This is a genomic window from Candidatus Omnitrophota bacterium (assembly GCA_016929445.1).
Taxonomy (GTDB): Bacteria; Omnitrophota; Gorgyraeia; order JAFGIU01; family JAFGIU01; genus JAFGIU01.
In genome coordinates this window covers 1-16,927 of record JAFGIU010000100.1, presented here as the reverse complement: position 1 = coordinate 16,927, position 16,927 = coordinate 1, and the positions used below count along the sequence as shown (strand labels likewise).

The following is a 16,927-nucleotide window of genomic DNA, read 5'->3' as shown; positions in this document are numbered from 1 at the left end:
TATTAGCTCGTATGAAACTTTACTTACGTATCCTCAGATTCCTGCGGCCTCACGCAGGACTTTTCGTATTGGCCACCGGCGTGATGCTGGCCTCGGCCATCTTTGATGTGGCGAGCCTCGGAACCATCATTCCGTCTGTGGACCGCGTGTTTTCCGGCAAGCCCGTGGTGCTTCCTGCCGCAGTGGTGGTTCCCGCATGGGTGGATGCCCTGGTCGCCCGCATCAACAGCATGTCCCCCGTGGAGCTCCTGGACGGGTTGATTGTGCTGTGGGCCTTTCTGTTCGGCGGCAAAGCCGTAATGATTTTCCTGCAGACATACCTCATGGCGGTATTGGGGCAGTTGGTGGTGCGCGATATCCGCAGCGAGCTTTACGAACGGATGATGAACTTGTCCATGGGCTTTTTCGACCGATCCAAAGCCGGCATCCTGATTTCCCGGGTGCTCAATGACACGGGTATGGTCCAGAACTCCATTACCCAAGCTTTGGCGGACATGTTTTATCAGTTTTTCCTGCTCATTGGCTATGCGAGTACGGCTGTCGTTGTGGCCTATAGTTTTGGGATTCCGCTCACGATTATTGTGGCCATGGCCGTGACTTTGCCCCTGGTGGTCTATCCGATTCTGCGTCTGGGGAAACGCCTGCGCAAAATCAGCTATCGTTCCCAGGCCGCCATTGCGGATATCAGTTCTCATCTGATGGAGACGCTTTCGGGCGTACGCGTAATCAAGGCCTCCAATATGGTGGACACCGAAGCAGAACGCTTCCGCAATCTCAACCAGGCCCACTTCAAGATTATGCGCAGCGGCTTCAAGCGATTCGGCGCGGTGGCTCCGCTCAGCGAGGTCATGGGTGTTATCTGCGTCATTATCGTGATGTGGTTTATCGGAAGGCGCGTGGCCATGGGAGAGTTGTCCCTGGGCGCCTTTATCGCCTTTTTGGGCGCGCTCTTGGCAACCATCAGGCCCTTCAGGAAACTGAGCTCCGTGCATGCTGTGGTCCAACAGGCCATGGCTGCCGCGGAACGGATTTTTGAAATCATAGATGAGCCTTCCGTGGAAGAGGATCTGCCCGGAGCGCCGGACCTGCCGCGGATCAAACAGGGAATCCATTTTGAGGCCGTGCACTTTCGCTACGCGAGCAGCCGGGAGCCCGTGCTTGCGGGCCTGGATCTCCAGGTTCCGGCAGGGTCGGTGACGGCCATTGTAGGCCCCAGCGGGAGCGGCAAGACCACGATCGTCAGTCTGCTCATGCGTTTTTATGAGCCCACTCAGGGCCGTATTACGATCGATGGTTGCGATATTGCGAAGCACACACGGCAGAGTCTGCGCGCGCAAACCGGGATTGTGACTCAGGAGCCTGTGCTCTTTCACGACACGGTGCGCGCCAATATTGCTTACGGGGCCGGGGAGGTTTCGGATGAGCAGGTGCGGCAGGCCGCAGCCCAGGCCTCGGCCCTGCAGTTCATTGAAGAGCTTCCGGAGGGCTTTAACACGGTGATCGGGGATCGGGGGCATCAGCTATCCGGCGGCCAGGCGCAGCGCCTGACCATTGCCCGGGCCCTGCTGCAGAACCCGCCGATCCTTATTCTGGACGAGGCCACCTCCCAGCTGGACTCCGAATCCGAACGGGCTGTGCAGCAAGCCATTGACCAACTCATGGAGGGCCGCACCGTTTTTGTGATTGCCCACCGCTTGGCTACCGTGCGCCGGGCATCGCAAATCGTTGTCCTGGAACAAGGTAGGATAGTCGGGCAGGGCAAGCACGAGGAGCTTCTCGCCCAGGGTGGCTTATATAAACTATTGTGCGAGATGCAGTTCGAGACATCCACGACCTCAGATTCCCCTTGATTCTCTCTCAGGGCGCTGCTATACTACCGCCTTTGTATCCCCGGGGCCTTGGAGGCTTCGGTTTTGGACTATTCACCGTTAAACCAGGCGCGTATGGCCTTCCTGCGAATCATCAAGGGGGCAGGATTACGGGTCTAGGAGGTTTGTTTTGGCTGCAAATGAATTGATCAAGCAATTGCTGGAGGCGGGCGTACACTTCGGCCACCAGAAAGGGCGCTGGAATCCGAAGATGCGTCCGTTTATCTTCGGCGAGCGCAAGGGAATTTACATCATTGACCTGCGGCGCACGGCAGTGTGCTTGCAGAAGGCCTGCGATTTTCTCGAAAACCTGGTCTCACAGGGCGAACACATCCTTTTTGTGGGGACCAAGCGCCAGGCCCAACCTATCATTGAAGAAGCCGCAAAGCGTTCGGGCATGTTCTATGTCAATACCCGCTGGCTGGGCGGCACTCTCACCAATTTCGAAACCATCCGCAAGCGTGTGAACCGTCTCAAAGAAATCCAGCGCATGAAGGAGGACGGGACGGTCAAGCTCCTCAAGAAGAAGGAAGTGGTGCAGCTCGACAAAGAGTTGGCTAAATTGCAGCGAAACCTCGGCGGTATTGCTGAAATGGACCGCCTTCCTTCCGCGGTCTTTGTGGTGGATTGCATGCGTGAGGACATTGCCGTGCGCGAAGCCAACAAGTTGGGGATTAGCGTGATAGCCATGCTGGACACCAACGCGGACCCGGATCCCATTGATTACCCCATTCCTGCCAATGACGATGCGATCCGTTCCATTCGTCTTGTGCTCGAAAAGCTGGTCGAGGCTGTGGAGAGGGGCCTCCAAGCCCGGCATGCCGTGAGGCGGGTGGTTGCAACCTCAGAGGCGGTCGGCACCGACGCTGGAGAATCTGCGGAATCCGAGAGTGAGTTGGCCTTAGCCGGCGCAAAGATCAAGGCTGCGCGGGCGCAGAAAGAAACCCCAGAGAATTCTTAATTTTAAGAGGAGAGACGTGATGACTGTAGGTGTTGATGCCATTCGGGACCTGCGCGAGCGGACAGGCGCAGGCATTGTGGAGTGCAAGAAAGCCTTATCTGAGTCCGGAGGCGATGTGGACGGCGCAATCACGGTTTTGCGCAAAAAGGGCGCAGCCATGGCCGGCAAGAAGGCCGGGCGCGAAGCCAAAGACGGTCTGGTCGGCGCGGCCATCAGCGCGGACGGCAAGACCGGGGCGCTTTTGGAGATCAACTGCGAGACGGACTTTGTGGCCCGTAACGAGCAGTTCCAGACCTTGGTGAAGCATTTGACCCAGGATGTGCTGGCCAAACAGCCGGGCGGCCTGGATGCTTTTTTGGCACAGAAGTTCAAGGACACGGATCTCACGGTTAAGGAGACAGTCGTGGAAGCCGTGGCCAAGATCGGAGAGAATATACAGGTGCGCCGGTTGGCTCTCTTGGCTTCCGAAGGGGATGGGGCCGTGACTTCGTATATCCACATGGGCGGAAAGATCGGGGTGCTCATCGAGGTTTCCGCTTCTCCTTCTGCGGCCACCGGAACAGAATCTTTTAAAACGCTCTCCAAGGATCTGACCATGCAGATTGCGGCGCGGCCGCCACAGTTTGTCAGACGCGAGGAAGTTCCCCAGGAGCTGCTGGATAAAGAAAAGGAAATCATCGAGGCGCAGATCGGGAACAAACCCGCCAATGTGCTCGATAAAATTATCAGCGGCAAGATTGAGAAGTTTTATTCGGATTCCTGCTTGGTGGATCAGCCCTTTGTCAAGGATGAAGGGCTGAAAATAAAGGATGTGGTTGCCGCGGTTGCCAAGGAAACAGGCGCTGAGATTGAGGTCCGGAGATTTGCGCGCTTCCAATTGGGTGAGGCTTAATCCCGTGTCTAAGTCAAAGTTATCCGGCAAGGTCAAACCCGCTTACAAGCGTGTTCTTCTGAAGATCAGCGGCGAATCCCTCCAGGGTGCGACTTTGGGAATCGATCCCAAGTCCGCTCAACTGGTGGCCAAGGAAATTAAAGGGGTTGTCGATCTCGGGGTGCAGGTCGCCTTGGTGATCGGGGGCGGAAATCTCGTGCGCGGTCATGAATTTGCTTCGGCCGGCATGGATCGCGGCACCGCAGATTACATGGGGATGCTGGCCACGGTGATCAACGGCCTGGCTCTGCAGGACGCCCTGGAAAAGGTGGGGATCCTCACCCGTGTTTTGACTGCAATTCAAATGCAGCAGCTCGCCGAGCCCTATATCCGCCGCAGAGCCCTCCGCCACTTGGAAAAGGGGCGTGTGGTGATCTTTGCCGGCGGTACGGGCAACCCGCACTTCAGCACCGATACGGCAGCTGCCCTCAGAGCTGTGGAGATCGGCGCAGAGGCCGTAATGAAGGGGACGCAGGTTGACGGCGTATACAGTGCGGACCCCAAGAAGGATAAGGCCGCCACGCGGTATTCCTCGCTGACCTACCTGGATGTTCTTCAAAAAGATTTGAGAATTATGGATGCTGCGGCCGTGTCGTTGTGCCGGGACAACCATTTGCCGATCATTGTCTTTGACAGAACGCGCGCCGGGAATTTTAAGCGTGTTGTTTCAGGTCAGAAGATCGGCACGATCGTCCATTAAAGAGAATCCGGCGGGCGCTCGCACCGCAGATTGTCATTGCGAACCATGCGAGACCGTCATTGCGAACGGAGTGAAGTAATCTTTACGGGACAAAGGTCACTTCTCCGCCATCAACCGTGGCGGATCGGGATGACGAGGGTGCTGAACACGCGGTGAACACCAGGAGGGCCGACTATGGCTGAAAAAGTTGTACTCCGGAGTGCTGAGGAAAAGATGAAGAAGGCCGTTGAATCGGTGATTCGCGAGTTCCACGGCGTGCGCACCGGAAGGGCCAGTGCCGAATTGGTGGACCACGTTGTGGTCGAGCATTACGGCGCTCAGATGAAAATGAATCAGTTAGCCACCATTACCGTCCCTGAGCCGAAGATGATCATGATCCAACCCTGGGATCAGTCGGCCACCAACTCAATCATGACAGCAATTCAAAAATCGGACCTGGGGATCATGCCGCAGAGTGACGGCAAGGTCGTCCGTTTAGGCATTCCGCAACTGACGCACGAGAGACGGGTTGAGCTGGACAAGGTGATCAAGCGTATGGCTGAGGATGGACGTGTTTCCGTCCGCGCGATCCGGCGCGATGCCAATGACGAGTTTAAGAAGCTGCACAAGGCCGGCACAATTACCGAAGACGAAGAACGCAAAGCCCACGAAGATGTGCAGAAGGTGACAGACAAGCATATCGAAAAGATTGACGCACTTCTTAAGGAAAAAGAGCAGGAGATTCTGGGGGCGTAGCTCAGTTGGCAGAGCACCGGCCTTTTAAGCCGTGGGTCGAAGGTTCGATTCCTTCCGCCCTCACCAAATCAAAACCAGGGACGGGTCTCGCTATCCCCTTGCTATCGCTGGTGTTACACGAGAACCGTCCCTAAAAGTCTATCATGCTGGATTTATCATTCATCCGTCAAAACCCTGAACAAGTCAAAGAAGGGCTTGCGCGCAAGCGAGTCGAGCTCGATCTCAATGCCCTCTTGGCTTTGGATGAGCAGCATCGCCAGATGCTGGTCGAAGTCGAGCAACTGCGGCATGAGCGCAAGAAGCTTAGTGAAGAGGTAGGGCAGCGTAAGCGGCAGGGCCATGACGCTGACGATCTCATGACCCAAAGCCGGGGCGTGGGCGAGCAGATCGCTAAGAAGGAAGAGGCTCTGGGTGAACTCGGTTCGCGCATTAAGAACGAACTGCTGAAAATTCCAAATATCCCCCACTCAGAAATTCCCACCGGCGGCGCCAGCGCCAATGAAGTGGCGCGCGAGTGGGGGGAGATCCCCTCTTTTGATTTTGAGCCCCAAGATCATGTCCAATTGGGTGAGGCCCTGGATATTTTGGATATGCCGCGGGCGGCCAAAATCAGCGGGTCGGGTTTTGTGTGTTACAAGGGCATGGGGGCCAGGCTGGAACGCGCCCTGATTTCCTTTATGCTGGATCTGCATTGCCGCGAACACGGCTATACGGAAATCTTTCCGCCGCTTCTGGTGAATACGGATTCCATGACCGGCACGGGCCAGCTTCCCAAGATGAAAGAGGACATGTACAAGGTTGAGGAAGAAGACCTGTATCTTATTCCGACGGCTGAAGTGCCTGTGACCAATCTGCACCGCGATGAGATTTTGGAAGAGGCCCAGCTTCCGGTCTATTACCACGCTTTCACTCCGTGCTTTCGCAGGGAGGCGGGCTCCTACGGGGCGCATGTGCGCGGGATGACACGGGTGCACCAGTTCAACAAGGTGGAGCTCGTCAAGTTTGTGAAGCCCGGTGAGTCCTACGCGGAACTTGAATCCCTGGTGGGTAACGCCGAGAAGGTGCTGGAGCTCCTGGGCCTGCCGTACCGCAGGGTGGTGCTTGCTTCAGGAGATCTAAGTTTTGCTGCGGCAAAATGTTACGATTTGGAAGCCTGGGCAGCCGGCTGTAAGCAATGGCTGGAGGTTTCCAGTTGTTCGAACTTTGAGGACTTCCAGGCGCGGCGCGCAGGCATACGCTTCAAGCCCGCGGGTGGCGGAAAACCGCGATTTGTGCACACGCTCAATGGGTCCGGTGTGGCTACCGCACGCACCTTGATCGCCCTGATTGAAAACTACCAGCAGGCGGACGGAACCATTCGTATTCCCGAAGTCCTACAGCCCTACCTGGACGGACTAACCGAGATCCAGCCCGCTGGCTAGCCGGGCTTTCTCCGCAGGGGCCATGCGCTTTTTGAGATGGCTTCTCGCTCTGTTCTTGCTTCCCACCTGTGGCCTCGCTGTTTTTGTTCTGGCCCTTGAGATTTCCTCCATTCGCCAGTTTCCGCCCAATGCCATTGCTTTCTTTTCCGGCATGCTTCTGTATTTTCTTTTGCACTTTGTGCTTCCCAAGGCCAACACAATATATGTGCTCGGGCATGAATTCACGCACGCGGTCATGACTTGGTTTTTTGGGGGGAGCGTCCGGAACTTCCGGATCTCGTCTCAAGGGGGCTCTGTCGAGACTTCTCTCAGCAATTTATGGGTGAACCTCGGGCCCTATCTCCTGCCCATCTATTTGATGGCTGCGGGATTGGTCTATTGGGCTGCGGTGGTGTGCTTTGAGGTGGAGTGGTTGCGCTGGCCTTTGCTCGGACTCATGGGTGCCGGCGCGGCCTTTCATCTGCTGATGACACTCAATGTGCTGGCCGTTGAGCAGCAGGACCTGAAAGATACGGGTTATTTTATCGGCATGGTGCTGATCCTCCTGGTCAATCTGACCTGGGTGGCCTGGGTCTTGGGGTGGATTTTCGGACTGCCGATAGCGCAAGGGTTTATCCAGGGTGCCTGGGGGCGCACGGTGCAGTTCTGGACCTGGATCGGGGAGTCCTTGGGCGAGGGTTGGTAGATAGGGGGGGGCTGTGCTAATGTATTAGCTTTCAGCCAGCGCCGGGAGGGCGTGTTCCCCCATTGCCTCATAAGGAGAGGTGGCAGAGCGGACGAATGCGGCGGTCTTGAAAACCGTTGACCCGCAAGGGTCCGGGGGTTCGAATCCCTCCCTCTCCGCCAGGTTGGTTGGGCTTTGTCCGGGGACACAATTCAATTGTGTCCCCGAAGGTCGAGAGTCGTCATTTGGAGGGGTACCGAAGCGGTCATACCGGAGCGGTTTGCTAAACCGTCGTAGGGGGAAACCTCTACCGCGGGTTCGAATCCCGCCCCCTCCGCCATACTGGAAGCCGTTCATCGATCATGATGAGCGGCTTTTCTGTTGTATCCTGGTTGCTGGAGATTCTGCTATGCGAGACACTCTGGTCAGTCGAGAAGCCCGCTGGGCACTGCAATGTGCTTCTGCGATCTGGGGACAAGAGGCGTGCTGTCTGGCTGCTTGCGACAAGACAGAGAACTGGGATCGTTTCCTCAACTTCAGCCACTACCACGGTCTTATTCCTGCCGTCTATCTGGGGGCCAAGCGCTGCGGTATCGAACTGCCTGCCGAAGTAAATGAAGTGCTTAGGAATACCACCTACCTCTCTATGGTTCAGAACCAACGCTATCTTCAGGAGTATAAGCGACTTTCAGAGGTGTTCGAAGCGGCTTCCATTTCGATGATGCCGATCAAAGGGGCGGATCTTCTGCAGCGGTATTCCAGTCAGAATCAGTCGAGGCCGATGGCAGATATCGACATCCTGGTACAGCCGCAGGATGTTGAGGCAGCGGCCGAGCTCCTCTGCAGTCAGGGATATCAGGAAGAGCTCTTGGGTTGTCGAAGAGAGTACTGGCAGCAAAGCGGGTATCACCGGAGCTTTCTCAAGCCGGGAATTGGCGTTGGGGCCGGGATCTTTGTGGAACTGCATTGGCTTTTGGACAATCCCCGGCCTGGGCCGGTTCTGTTGCCTGAATTGTGGGAACGCAGTGCGCCCCAGGCAGAGCATGTGCATCATGTTCGCCGGATGAGCCCCGAGGATGTTCTCTTTGCCCTGGCTCTTCATAATAGGCGCTTTGCTTTCTCGCTCAGTCTAAAGATGGCATTTGATACGGCGGATCTTTTACGACGCCACGAAGGTGACTTTGATTGGGATTATGTGCTGAAGACAGCTCGAAACGGGAAAATGCGTGCGACCCTCTTTTTTTGTCTCAGTCAAGCAGCGTTATTCTTTGGTGCGCGCATCCAGGATCCAATTTGGAAGGCACTTGGGATTTCGATGTTAAGAAGAAGTAGAATTCAAAACCTGCTGCTCGGGTGCACAGAATATGAGTACTCAGCAAAGAAGAACAAGCAACTCTTTTTGCGCACTCACTGGTTGCTCCACGACAATTACTGGGAACCGCTGCGATATATTTTGCAGATTCCCCAGGAGCAGTTTGCAAAATACTACGGGCTTGAACCTTATACCCCCAGAACTGAATGTATCCACAGATGGCGTCTTCCCTATATGCTGTGGAATCTAATCACAGAGAATTGATGAAACCAATCGCTAAACTGGAAACTGCCTTTGGGTCATCGATGTGGATATTTGCCGTCGTTTTGTTGGCCTTGATCTGCTTTCTGCCTCAGGAAATTTACGAAATGCACTCCGGCGTTCTTTTTTCCCCTCCGCTGCTTTGGATCGCCTGCTTGGGAGCCCGCCAGCGCAGTCTTAAATTCTTGTGGGAGGGCACTCATCGGGGTCTTTGGCTGGCTCTGGGTGCTTTGGGGCTCTCCTGTACCGCTGCCTTGGACCGAAATACTGCCTGGACCGCCTATGTGTCTGTGGCCTTGCCCTTTGCGGGTTACTATTTCTTGGGGTACTTCCTGTGGAAAGAGGGTTTTGATCGGGCCAGGATATTCATCGGAATATGGGTGGCCTTTGCTGCGTTGATTGCTCTTATCGGGGTGGTGGAGTGGCTGGTTGGGAGCAATCTCATCTACGAGCGGTGGGTCGGCTCTTCTTATTACGAGCGCTATGTGTCTTTGGCTACTTTCCCCCGCCCTCTGTCCACTCAGTCTCATCCGCCGATTCTGGCTTCCTTCTTGCTCGGATGCCTTCCGTTTGCTTTGTGGTTCTATGAGACCGTAAAGAAACCCTGCAGACCCTTGGCGCTCCTGGCCATCAGCCTTATGGTTACGGGAATTCTTCTGGCCGGATCACGCGGGGGCTTTTTGAGCGCGTGCGTTGCGGTCTTGGTTTATCTGTGGCATAGGAATCGCCGCGCATTTTGGATTACCCTCGGTGTTGTTTTGCTTATGCCTTTTGTGTTGTATACAGAGGGTCCGCCTGTTGGATTCTACCGGTTTGGGACGCGGCATTTGATTCACGGAGGCTACGACAGTGTCGTTTCACCCTACCGCATGCTGAGGCTTATCCTGGTTGGAAGGGTTCTGTTGTTTTCACCGGTATTGGGACTGGGGCTGACCCATCTTCGCCTGCGCTTTTTTGAATTCTTCCCGAGTTCCATGCCCGTGACCCACGAGTTCATGATTGCCGACAACATGTATCTCACTGTGCTGGCGGAAACCGGACTGGTGGGTTTTATCTTCTTCTACGGCTTTGTGTTCCGGTTGGTGTGGCGGGCCTATCGGAGAATCCGGAGCAAAGAGCCTCTGGAGGATCGGGGGCTGGGCTTGGCGGCATGGGCTGCGCTGCTGGGTTTGCTTGTGAATATGGGAGGCTATGATCTCCTGTACTGGCACAATCCCTGGATGCTTCTGGCTATTTTGTGCGGGATGCTGAGGGCATTTGTGCCTGCCCGGGTATCGATTGACGCAACACATTAGTATTGATATGCTTATAAACTCAGTCACCCTTTTTGGGAGAGATGCCAGAGTGGACGAATGGGGCGGTCTCGAAAACCGTTGTTCCCGCAAGGGGACCCTGGGTTCGAATCCCAGTCTCTCCGCCAAGATGTTTATTGGATGGTTTGGCAGATGAATGACTATCGGCCTTTGTGTATCGAAGTCGGAGGAGTCTCTCTCCTGCTCGAAATTCCTTCCTTTGCCCACGGGGATCTGCAGCATCACTACCGGGATTTCCTCTGTGAGGACTCGATCAATCCTGCTTTGAGGGTGTCTGTTCACCTGGAGAAGAAGGATGTCCCGGATGGGGCTTCCAGGATACTGGATGGCGTGAATTTGGAACTCCATCAGTTGGATAGCCAATACTTTCTAAGGTTTAGGCGGGACACGGCTGTTGCTGTGTTGTCCGAGTCCCTGGATGCCGCAGATCTCTATATTGAGTATGAGAATTTGTCATTGCTGTATCGCATCCTTCCCGAATTCCTTATCTCGACTTCTCTCCCAAGACACGGCGGACTGCTGGTCCATGCATCAGGTGTTGTTGGCTCCAAAGGGGGCGTTCTGTTTGCAGGTCCTTCGGGCGAAGGCAAGACTACCTTGGCCGCCATTGCCGAAGAGAGGGGATTTGCCGTGATCAATGATGATCGAATTGTTATTCGCAGATCTGGGAGCGGGTTCTGGATGCACGGAACTCCCTGGTGGGGAGAATTTCGGGAACAGAGCGCCTTAGAAAGCCCTCTTGACTTCATGTTTTTTCTCGTCAAGGATAGTCGTAGTTTCGTAGAGGAGATCTCAAAATCCCGGGCTGCAGCGCTGCTTATGGAGAATAGTTTCGGCTTGTCTCTTAACTCAATATTTAGGAAGGCCCGGGTAGATCTTTGCACGCAGATACTGGATGGGGTTGGAACTGCCGCCTTGCACTCCAAAGGAGATGGGTCGATTTGGGAGGCTCTCAATGAGTACCTTGCATAGAATTCCTGCGAGAAATTCTGACTTGGCCTGCGGTGAACTGGCCGACGAAACCATCCTTGTGTGCTTAGACCCTGATCTTGGGGAATCGGAACTTGTCACAGTTCTGAATGAATCCGCCTCAGCAGTGTGGGCACTGATCGACGGGAAGAGATCGGTAGAGGAGATTATAGAGATTCTTCTTGAAGACTATGAAGTGTCCAGGGACGAATTGTGCCAAGATGTTCAGGACCTCTTGATGGACTTGTGTGCTAAGAATGTTCTCAACTTCTCTGAAGATGAGAAACATGGAGAGGGTGCAGATGGAGAAGAAGAAAAAGAAGGATTGGGGTAAACCTAAGGTGGAGCAGTTGGTTGTCAGCTCTGAAGCTTCTAAATGGACTGCCTGTGCCGCTACCTGTGAAATGATGCCGCCACCTTCTTGTGGAGGCGGGCCGGTCGCCTCCTAAGCTGCGGGATTGTATAAGAATATGCCAGAAGCGACTCTGCTTGAAAGGCTCTACGATAAAGCCACGAACTATCTGGTTCCTCTCTATACTACTTTTGAACTCACCTTTCGTTGCAATCTGACCTGCTCTCACTGTTATGTAGTCGAACAGGAAACCCAAGAGATCAACACCCGGACTGCCTGCGACATCCTCGATCAACTCAAAGAAGCGGGCTGTATCTATTTGGTGTTTACAGGCGGGGAGATACTTCTTCGCAAGGATTTTTTTGAGATCGCGGAGTATGCAAAATCTATAGGTTTTGCATTGATCCTTTTTACCAATGGGACGCTAATTGAGGGTCGAGTTGCAGACCGGATTCAGAAGCTTCGGCCTTTGAGCGTGGAGATCAGTCTCTATGGTTTTGAAAAGACTCATGATTTGCTGACCCAATGCCATGGGGCTTTTGCCAGGACGCTTTCTGCAATTCAGTTGTTGAAGGAGCGGAGGGTTCGGGTTTTTGCAAAAGCTCCGGTCTTGAAAGAGAACTTTGCTGAAATTTGGAAGCTCAAGAAATTCGTATTGGATGACTTAGGAGTTAAGTGGAGAGGTATCGGCGGGGGGTTGTTGCTCTGTCCTAAGGATGATGGAGGCGCAGAGCCCTTGGAACACCGTCTGACCGATAAGGAACTTGAGGTCTACCTGCAAGGGTTGGGAGAAGAATACAGGTTCCTGGGTAAGACGTTAGGGCCCCGGCTGCCGGGCAGCCCGGATAATCCATTGTGCAGCGCCGGCTTTGCCTCTTGTGATATTTCGCCCTATGGGGAGCTGAATCCATGTAATCTGATGCGCCTGAGCGGAAAGAACTCCCTGAAGGATTCCTCATTCCGGGAAGTTTGGCTCAATCATCCTGAAATGCGCCAGTTACGTGAAACCCGTTTGCGTGATCGTACGGATTGTATGAACTGTGAACTCAGTCCCTATTGCAGCACCTGTCCTGGAGTTGCTCAGTCGGAATGCGGCAAGGCCACCGCCAAGCTGCCCGAGGCGTGCCGGCAAGCCAAGGCTACCAAGGATCTTATTGATGCCGCAGGTGCTTGCCATCAACACTGACGCGAGGATGTTTTCCTTTACCTTTGCGAAGCCCCCCCCAACAATTCCGTTGGATCCTGAGATTGTGATGCAGGAAATCAAGCTCCAGTCGGAGTTGGATATGTTCAAGGTTCCGGAGCAAATAGCGGAGTATGTTCAAAGACGTTTCGTTTCCACGTCCAGGCTCTTTGTGGCTTGTTATCAGGCGCAAGTAGTGAGTATGAGCCTGCTGAATCCGGACCACAAAGTTGGGCGGATGCTCTATGGGAATTTTACGGTGCCGGAGTTCCGGGGACGGTACATCAATGCCGGGCTGATGGCATTTATTCTCAAAACGATGAAGCGCGAAGGAGCAAAGGAAATACTGGTATCCTGCCACCGGGACAATGCCTCATCCAAGGCGGCGATTCTGCGAGCAGGATTTACTGAACTAGGCATTCTGCAAAGACTGGAAAGGCGAATCAGGCGATGGGTGAGATCTCCACAGGAGTGATTTCCGGATCGAGCATGATGCCATATCTCAAGACAGGATATCAACTTAAGATAATAAAGGTGGATCCGTCAGAGATTAAAATCTCCGATATTGTCGTGTTTGGCCGTGACAACCCGACTTGTCATCGGGTTGTCGGTGTGGTTACCCTCTTTGGAAGGAGATTCTTTCTGCAAAGGGGGGATAACAGCCGGGCCGGAGGGGTCTGTACTCCGAAGTCTGTGGTGGGCAAGGTGTTCTACGTTGCGGATGAACGTGGGCGTGAAATACCCTTGCCACGATTGGATTCACGGTCTTCAGGATGGGTGCAAGGGCTGGGAGCGGTGCTCTACGTTGGAGCTTATCAAATCAAACATTGGCTCTTCGGAACAAGAGCAAATCGACTGGTGGGCACCCTCAACGACCTTTGTTGGCGCTGGTTCCACTGGGGGAGTCATCCTTCGTGAGTGTGCTAACTGAATTTAGGACAGTAAGTTGCGCTGTTTGACCCGCGTAGGCTTCTTTGCTAGACTGTGGACTCTCGATTGAGCCCCTTCCGGGCGCTCCCGTATCGCAAGGGTGGGATAAGGACATTAAGTGCCTGTAGCTTCCGCCACCAAGCGTGGCGGACCCGCCATGGGTTGTGGCGGGCAGTTTGCGAGGCTCAGATTAAGTGCCTGTAGCTCAGTTGGATAGAGCACTGGTCTACGGAACCAGGTGTCGGGGGTTCGAATCCCTCCAGGCACGTTTATTTTTTTGGGGAAACCGCCGGTTTCCCCTCCAACGGCAACGATACACTGTGTTGCCTGCCCCCTTCCGGGTTGTGTCCCTCGGACTGGCAGAGCCAGATCCTCGCGACATCTGGAATGGGAGGGATGTGATGGGTTGGTAGCGAGTGGATCAAGAAGCGTATATGAGGCAGGCGATCCGGCAGGCGGAAATGGCCTTCGAGGCGGACGAAGTGCCTGTGGGCGCGGTTGCGGTTTACAAAAACAAAATCATTGCCAAGGCGCATAACCAGATGCGCACGTTGAAGGATCCGACAGCTCACGCCGAAATGATCGCCATCACGCAAGCGGCAAATTATCTGCAGGCTGAAAGGCTCCTTGACGTGGATTTCTATGTCACCCTTGAGCCCTGTGCCATGTGCGCGGGCGCCATGGTTTGGGCTAGGATCCACCGGCTCGTTTACGGGGCAGCGGATCTCAAGGCCGGGGCCTGCGGATCCGTGCTCAACCTGTTGCAGCATCCGGAACTCAATCATCGAGTCGAGCTGGTGCCGGCCATTTGTGCCGAAGAATGCGGCGCCTTGATGACGGAGTTCTTCCGGCAGAAACGTGTTGAGGACTTGGGGCGCAATAACTAATGCAGGCGCTTCTGTCATGCAATGACGGACGCTTCAATCAGGAATGACAACCGGTTTTACGGAGAGATGTCCGAGCTGGCCGAAGGAGCACGCTTGGAAAGCGTGTAGGTGCCAAAAGTGCCTCCTGGGTTCGAATCCCAGTCTCTCCGCCATTTATGTGAACGTGGCTTACTCCCGCCTTAGCAATACAGGAGACTTGAGCGAGTCACTGTTGGATCCGTGTGGCCACAGCCGGAGGCCGCTCCGCTAGGGGATCAGTTAAGCGAATTGCTTCTTTTCTCAGACTCACAGCAAGTATAGCGGATAGATTTCTTTCACCTGGTACAGTCTGCGGCATCATTCATTTGCAAGGGAGTCTTAACTACAGCACGCCATATGTCCACTGCGTATATTCCGTTAGCCCGCAAATACCGCCCCCCGACATTCGCCAAAGTTGTTGGCCAAGAGCATGTGACCGTTACCCTCAAGCGAGCCGTTCTATCCGGACGCGCGGCCAGTGCTTACCTCTTTTGCGGCCCGCGCGGCGTGGGCAAGACCACGATCGCCAGGATCCTGGCCAAGGCGCTCAATTGCGAGGACCTGAAGGAGGGAGAGCCCTGCGGCCAGTGTACCAGCTGTATGGAGACAGCAGCAGGGACCAGCCTGGATGTGTTGGAGATCGACGGCGCCTCCAATACCGGGGTGGAGGATGTGCGGCAGCTGCGCGAGACCGTGAAGCTGCACTCTGCGGGCGGGCGCTTTAAAGTCTATATTATTGACGAAGTCCACATGCTTTCGGACTCGGCCTTTAATGCCTTGCTCAAGACGCTGGAAGAACCCCCGCCCCATGTGCGCTTTGTGTTTGCCACCACCGCCCCGCAAAAAGTCTTGGCCACAGTGGTCTCGCGTTGCCAGCGTTTTGATTTCAGCCGTCTGACGCACGCGCAGATTGTGGCTCACCTCCAGGAGATCGCCGGAAAAGAAGAGATCCCTATTCGCGCCGAGGCCTTGCACGAGATTGCGCGCGTGTCGGAGGGGAGCTTGCGGGACGCTCTCTCTTTGCTGGATCAGATGTACAGCTTTGCCCAAGGAGAGATCGGGGCTGGGGACGTGGCCTCAGTGGTGGGTGTGGTGGATCGCTTGGCCATCTTTGAGCTGGGGGATGTCTTGATTGGCGGGGATCCTGCGGCTGCCCTGACGCAGGCCGCGGCCCTGACGGAAATCGGACGCGAGCCAGCGCTGATTTTGGGAGGCCTCCTGCAGCACTGGCGGGATCTGATGATTGCCACGGCCAGCGCCGATGTCGAGGGTTTGGTGAGCCTGCCCGATGACCAGCTTGCCCGGCTCAAGCAGCAGGCGGAGCGCTGCCCCTTGGAAGAGTGCCTCTATATCCTCAATGTGCTCACCCATGCGCATGAAAGCGCGCGGCGCTCGACTTTGCCGCGCATCCCGCTGGATCTGGCTCTGGTCAAGATAGCCCGGCGCGAGCAAATTGTGAGCGTGCCGCAGCTGCTGGCCGAACTGCGGGGCGGTATTACGCCGCAGACCACGGGTGCGGCTGTGCCGGCACGCCCTCGCGCCAATCCGGATTCTGCCCCAAAGTCTGTGCCGGCGCCGCCTCCTGCGCCCCGGCCAGCCTCGAAAACCCAGGGGCTTCAGGAGATTCAGGAAAGTTGGCCGGAGTATCTCAATCGCCTGGGCAAAGTGCGCGCCTCCTTTTCTTCCTATTTGGCTGAGGCGCATCCCGTGGCTTTGGAAGACGGGGTGCTTACGGTGGCCTTGGACGAGCGCCAGCGCTTTCACAAAGAAACGCTGGAGGGCCGGGAAGAAAAGACTCTGCTCGAGAAGCTGGCGGCCGCGGTCTTTGGCGGCCCGGTTAAACTCAAATTCGATTTACGTTCTGATTTGCCCAGCAGCCGGAAGAGCTCGCAGCTCCTGGAATCCACGGTCAAGATGTTTCAAGGACAAATCCTCGGGGAATAATGGCCCTTTATACGCGTTCCATTGAAGAACTCGTTCAGCAATTTAAGCGCTTGCCGGGGATCGGCACGCGCAGCGCGGAACGGCTGGCCCTCTATATTTTGGGGTTGCCCCTGACTGAAGCCCAGGCTTTTGCCCAGGCGATTATCAAGGTCAAGGAGCGGGTCAAGTATTGCCAACGCTGTAACAATTTGAGCGAGGAGCAACTGTGCGGGATTTGTTCGGACCCGGCTCGCGATCAGGAACTCATCTGTGTGGTGGAGGAACCCAAGGACGTGAGTGCGTTTGAGAAGACCGGGAGTTACCGCGGCCAGTACCACGTGCTCATGGGAAGCCTTTCGCCTTTAGACGGGATTGGGCCGGAGCAGTTGCGGTTCGGGTCCTTGATCCAGCGCCTGCGCCAGGGGCATTTCAAGGAACTCATTGTGGCTACGGATGCGGATGCGGAAGGCGATGCCACGGCCCTTTACATCGTGCAAGA

The 16,927-nt window shown here is 55.3% G+C and carries 17 protein-coding genes and 6 tRNA genes; all 23 read left to right on the top strand.

Going from position 1 to position 16,927, the window contains the following annotated elements; translation table 11 throughout:
• Positions 1-11 precede the first annotated feature (11 nt).
• The gene (locus JW937_07985; protein ID MBN1587349.1) at positions 12-1,850 is read left to right on the top strand and encodes an ABC transporter ATP-binding protein; all 1,839 of its coding nucleotides are present in this window, start codon (positions 12-14) and stop codon (positions 1,848-1,850) included.
• A gap of 163 nt (positions 1,851-2,013) precedes the next feature.
• Complete coding sequence (gene rpsB, locus JW937_07980; GenBank protein MBN1587348.1) at positions 2,014-2,829, top strand: 30S ribosomal protein S2; 816 nt, start codon at positions 2,014-2,016, stop codon at positions 2,827-2,829.
• Between the two features lie 19 nt (positions 2,830-2,848).
• Entirely contained in the window at positions 2,849-3,721 is an 873-nt protein-coding gene (locus JW937_07975; protein MBN1587347.1) for an elongation factor Ts, read from the top strand.
• Positions 3,639-4,460: a UMP kinase gene (locus JW937_07970; GenBank protein MBN1587346.1), complete on the top strand. Its 822-nt coding sequence runs from the start codon at positions 3,639-3,641 to the stop codon at positions 4,458-4,460. Before JW937_07975 ends, JW937_07970 begins: the two co-directional genes overlap by 83 nt.
• A 174-nt stretch (positions 4,461-4,634) precedes the next feature.
• Positions 4,635-5,195: a ribosome recycling factor gene (gene frr, locus JW937_07965; GenBank protein ID MBN1587345.1), complete on the top strand. Its 561-nt coding sequence runs from the start codon at positions 4,635-4,637 to the stop codon at positions 5,193-5,195.
• A tRNA-Lys gene (locus JW937_07960) sits at positions 5,186-5,261 on the top strand. Before frr ends, JW937_07960 begins: the two co-directional genes overlap by 10 nt.
• 77 nt (positions 5,262-5,338) lie before the next feature.
• On the top strand, positions 5,339-6,616 hold the full coding sequence (serS, locus tag JW937_07955) for a serine--tRNA ligase (GenBank protein ID MBN1587344.1): 1,278 nt from the start codon (positions 5,339-5,341) through the stop codon (positions 6,614-6,616).
• Between the two features lie 22 nt (positions 6,617-6,638).
• Positions 6,639-7,301, top strand: coding sequence for a hypothetical protein (locus JW937_07950; GenBank protein ID MBN1587343.1), 663 nt, complete (start codon positions 6,639-6,641; stop codon positions 7,299-7,301).
• A 73-nt stretch (positions 7,302-7,374) separates the two neighbouring features.
• Positions 7,375-7,462: transfer RNA gene (locus JW937_07945), tRNA-Ser, on the top strand.
• A gap of 65 nt (positions 7,463-7,527) precedes the next feature.
• A tRNA-Ser gene (locus tag JW937_07940) sits at positions 7,528-7,620 on the top strand.
• A 69-nt stretch (positions 7,621-7,689) separates the two neighbouring features.
• Positions 7,690-8,856 carry a nucleotidyltransferase family protein gene (locus tag JW937_07935; protein MBN1587342.1) on the top strand — a complete coding sequence of 389 codons (1,167 nt, stop codon included), beginning with the start codon at positions 7,690-7,692 and terminating at the stop codon, positions 8,854-8,856.
• On the top strand, positions 8,856-10,148 hold the full coding sequence (locus tag JW937_07930) for an O-antigen ligase family protein (protein ID MBN1587341.1): 1,293 nt from the start codon (positions 8,856-8,858) through the stop codon (positions 10,146-10,148). The genes JW937_07935 and JW937_07930 overlap by 1 nt, the downstream gene beginning before the upstream one ends.
• Before the next feature lie 35 nt (positions 10,149-10,183).
• Positions 10,184-10,273 (top strand) — tRNA-Ser (locus JW937_07925).
• Between the two features lie 25 nt (positions 10,274-10,298).
• Positions 10,299-11,138, top strand: coding sequence for a hypothetical protein (locus JW937_07920; GenBank protein MBN1587340.1), 840 nt, complete (start codon positions 10,299-10,301; stop codon positions 11,136-11,138).
• On the top strand, positions 11,122-11,469 hold the full coding sequence (locus JW937_07915; protein ID MBN1587339.1) for a PqqD family protein: 348 nt from the start codon (positions 11,122-11,124) through the stop codon (positions 11,467-11,469). The genes JW937_07920 and JW937_07915 overlap by 17 nt, the downstream gene beginning before the upstream one ends.
• Before the next feature lie 136 nt (positions 11,470-11,605).
• Entirely contained in the window at positions 11,606-12,673 is a 1,068-nt protein-coding gene (locus JW937_07910; GenBank protein MBN1587338.1) for a radical SAM protein, read from the top strand.
• Complete coding sequence (locus tag JW937_07905; GenBank protein MBN1587337.1) at positions 12,645-13,145, top strand: GNAT family N-acetyltransferase; 501 nt, start codon at positions 12,645-12,647, stop codon at positions 13,143-13,145. The genes JW937_07910 and JW937_07905 overlap by 29 nt, the downstream gene beginning before the upstream one ends.
• The gene (locus JW937_07900; GenBank protein MBN1587336.1) at positions 13,121-13,588 is read left to right on the top strand and encodes a S26 family signal peptidase; all 468 of its coding nucleotides are present in this window, start codon (positions 13,121-13,123) and stop codon (positions 13,586-13,588) included. The genes JW937_07905 and JW937_07900 overlap by 25 nt, the downstream gene beginning before the upstream one ends.
• 206 nt (positions 13,589-13,794) lie before the next feature.
• Positions 13,795-13,868, top strand: a tRNA-Arg gene (locus JW937_07895).
• Positions 13,869-14,034: 166 nt separating this feature from the next.
• The gene (gene tadA / locus JW937_07890) at positions 14,035-14,487 is read left to right on the top strand and encodes a tRNA adenosine(34) deaminase TadA (protein ID MBN1587335.1); all 453 of its coding nucleotides are present in this window, start codon (positions 14,035-14,037) and stop codon (positions 14,485-14,487) included.
• A gap of 60 nt (positions 14,488-14,547) precedes the next feature.
• A tRNA-Ser gene (locus JW937_07885) sits at positions 14,548-14,639 on the top strand.
• Between the two features lie 223 nt (positions 14,640-14,862).
• A complete protein-coding gene (gene dnaX / locus JW937_07880; GenBank protein ID MBN1587334.1) occupies positions 14,863-16,449 on the top strand; it encodes a DNA polymerase III subunit gamma/tau in 1,587 nt (528 codons plus the stop codon).
• On the top strand, positions 16,449-16,927 hold a 479-nt coding region (gene recR / locus JW937_07875), incomplete at its 3' end, for a recombination protein RecR (GenBank protein MBN1587333.1). The genes dnaX and recR, both read left to right, overlap by 1 nt.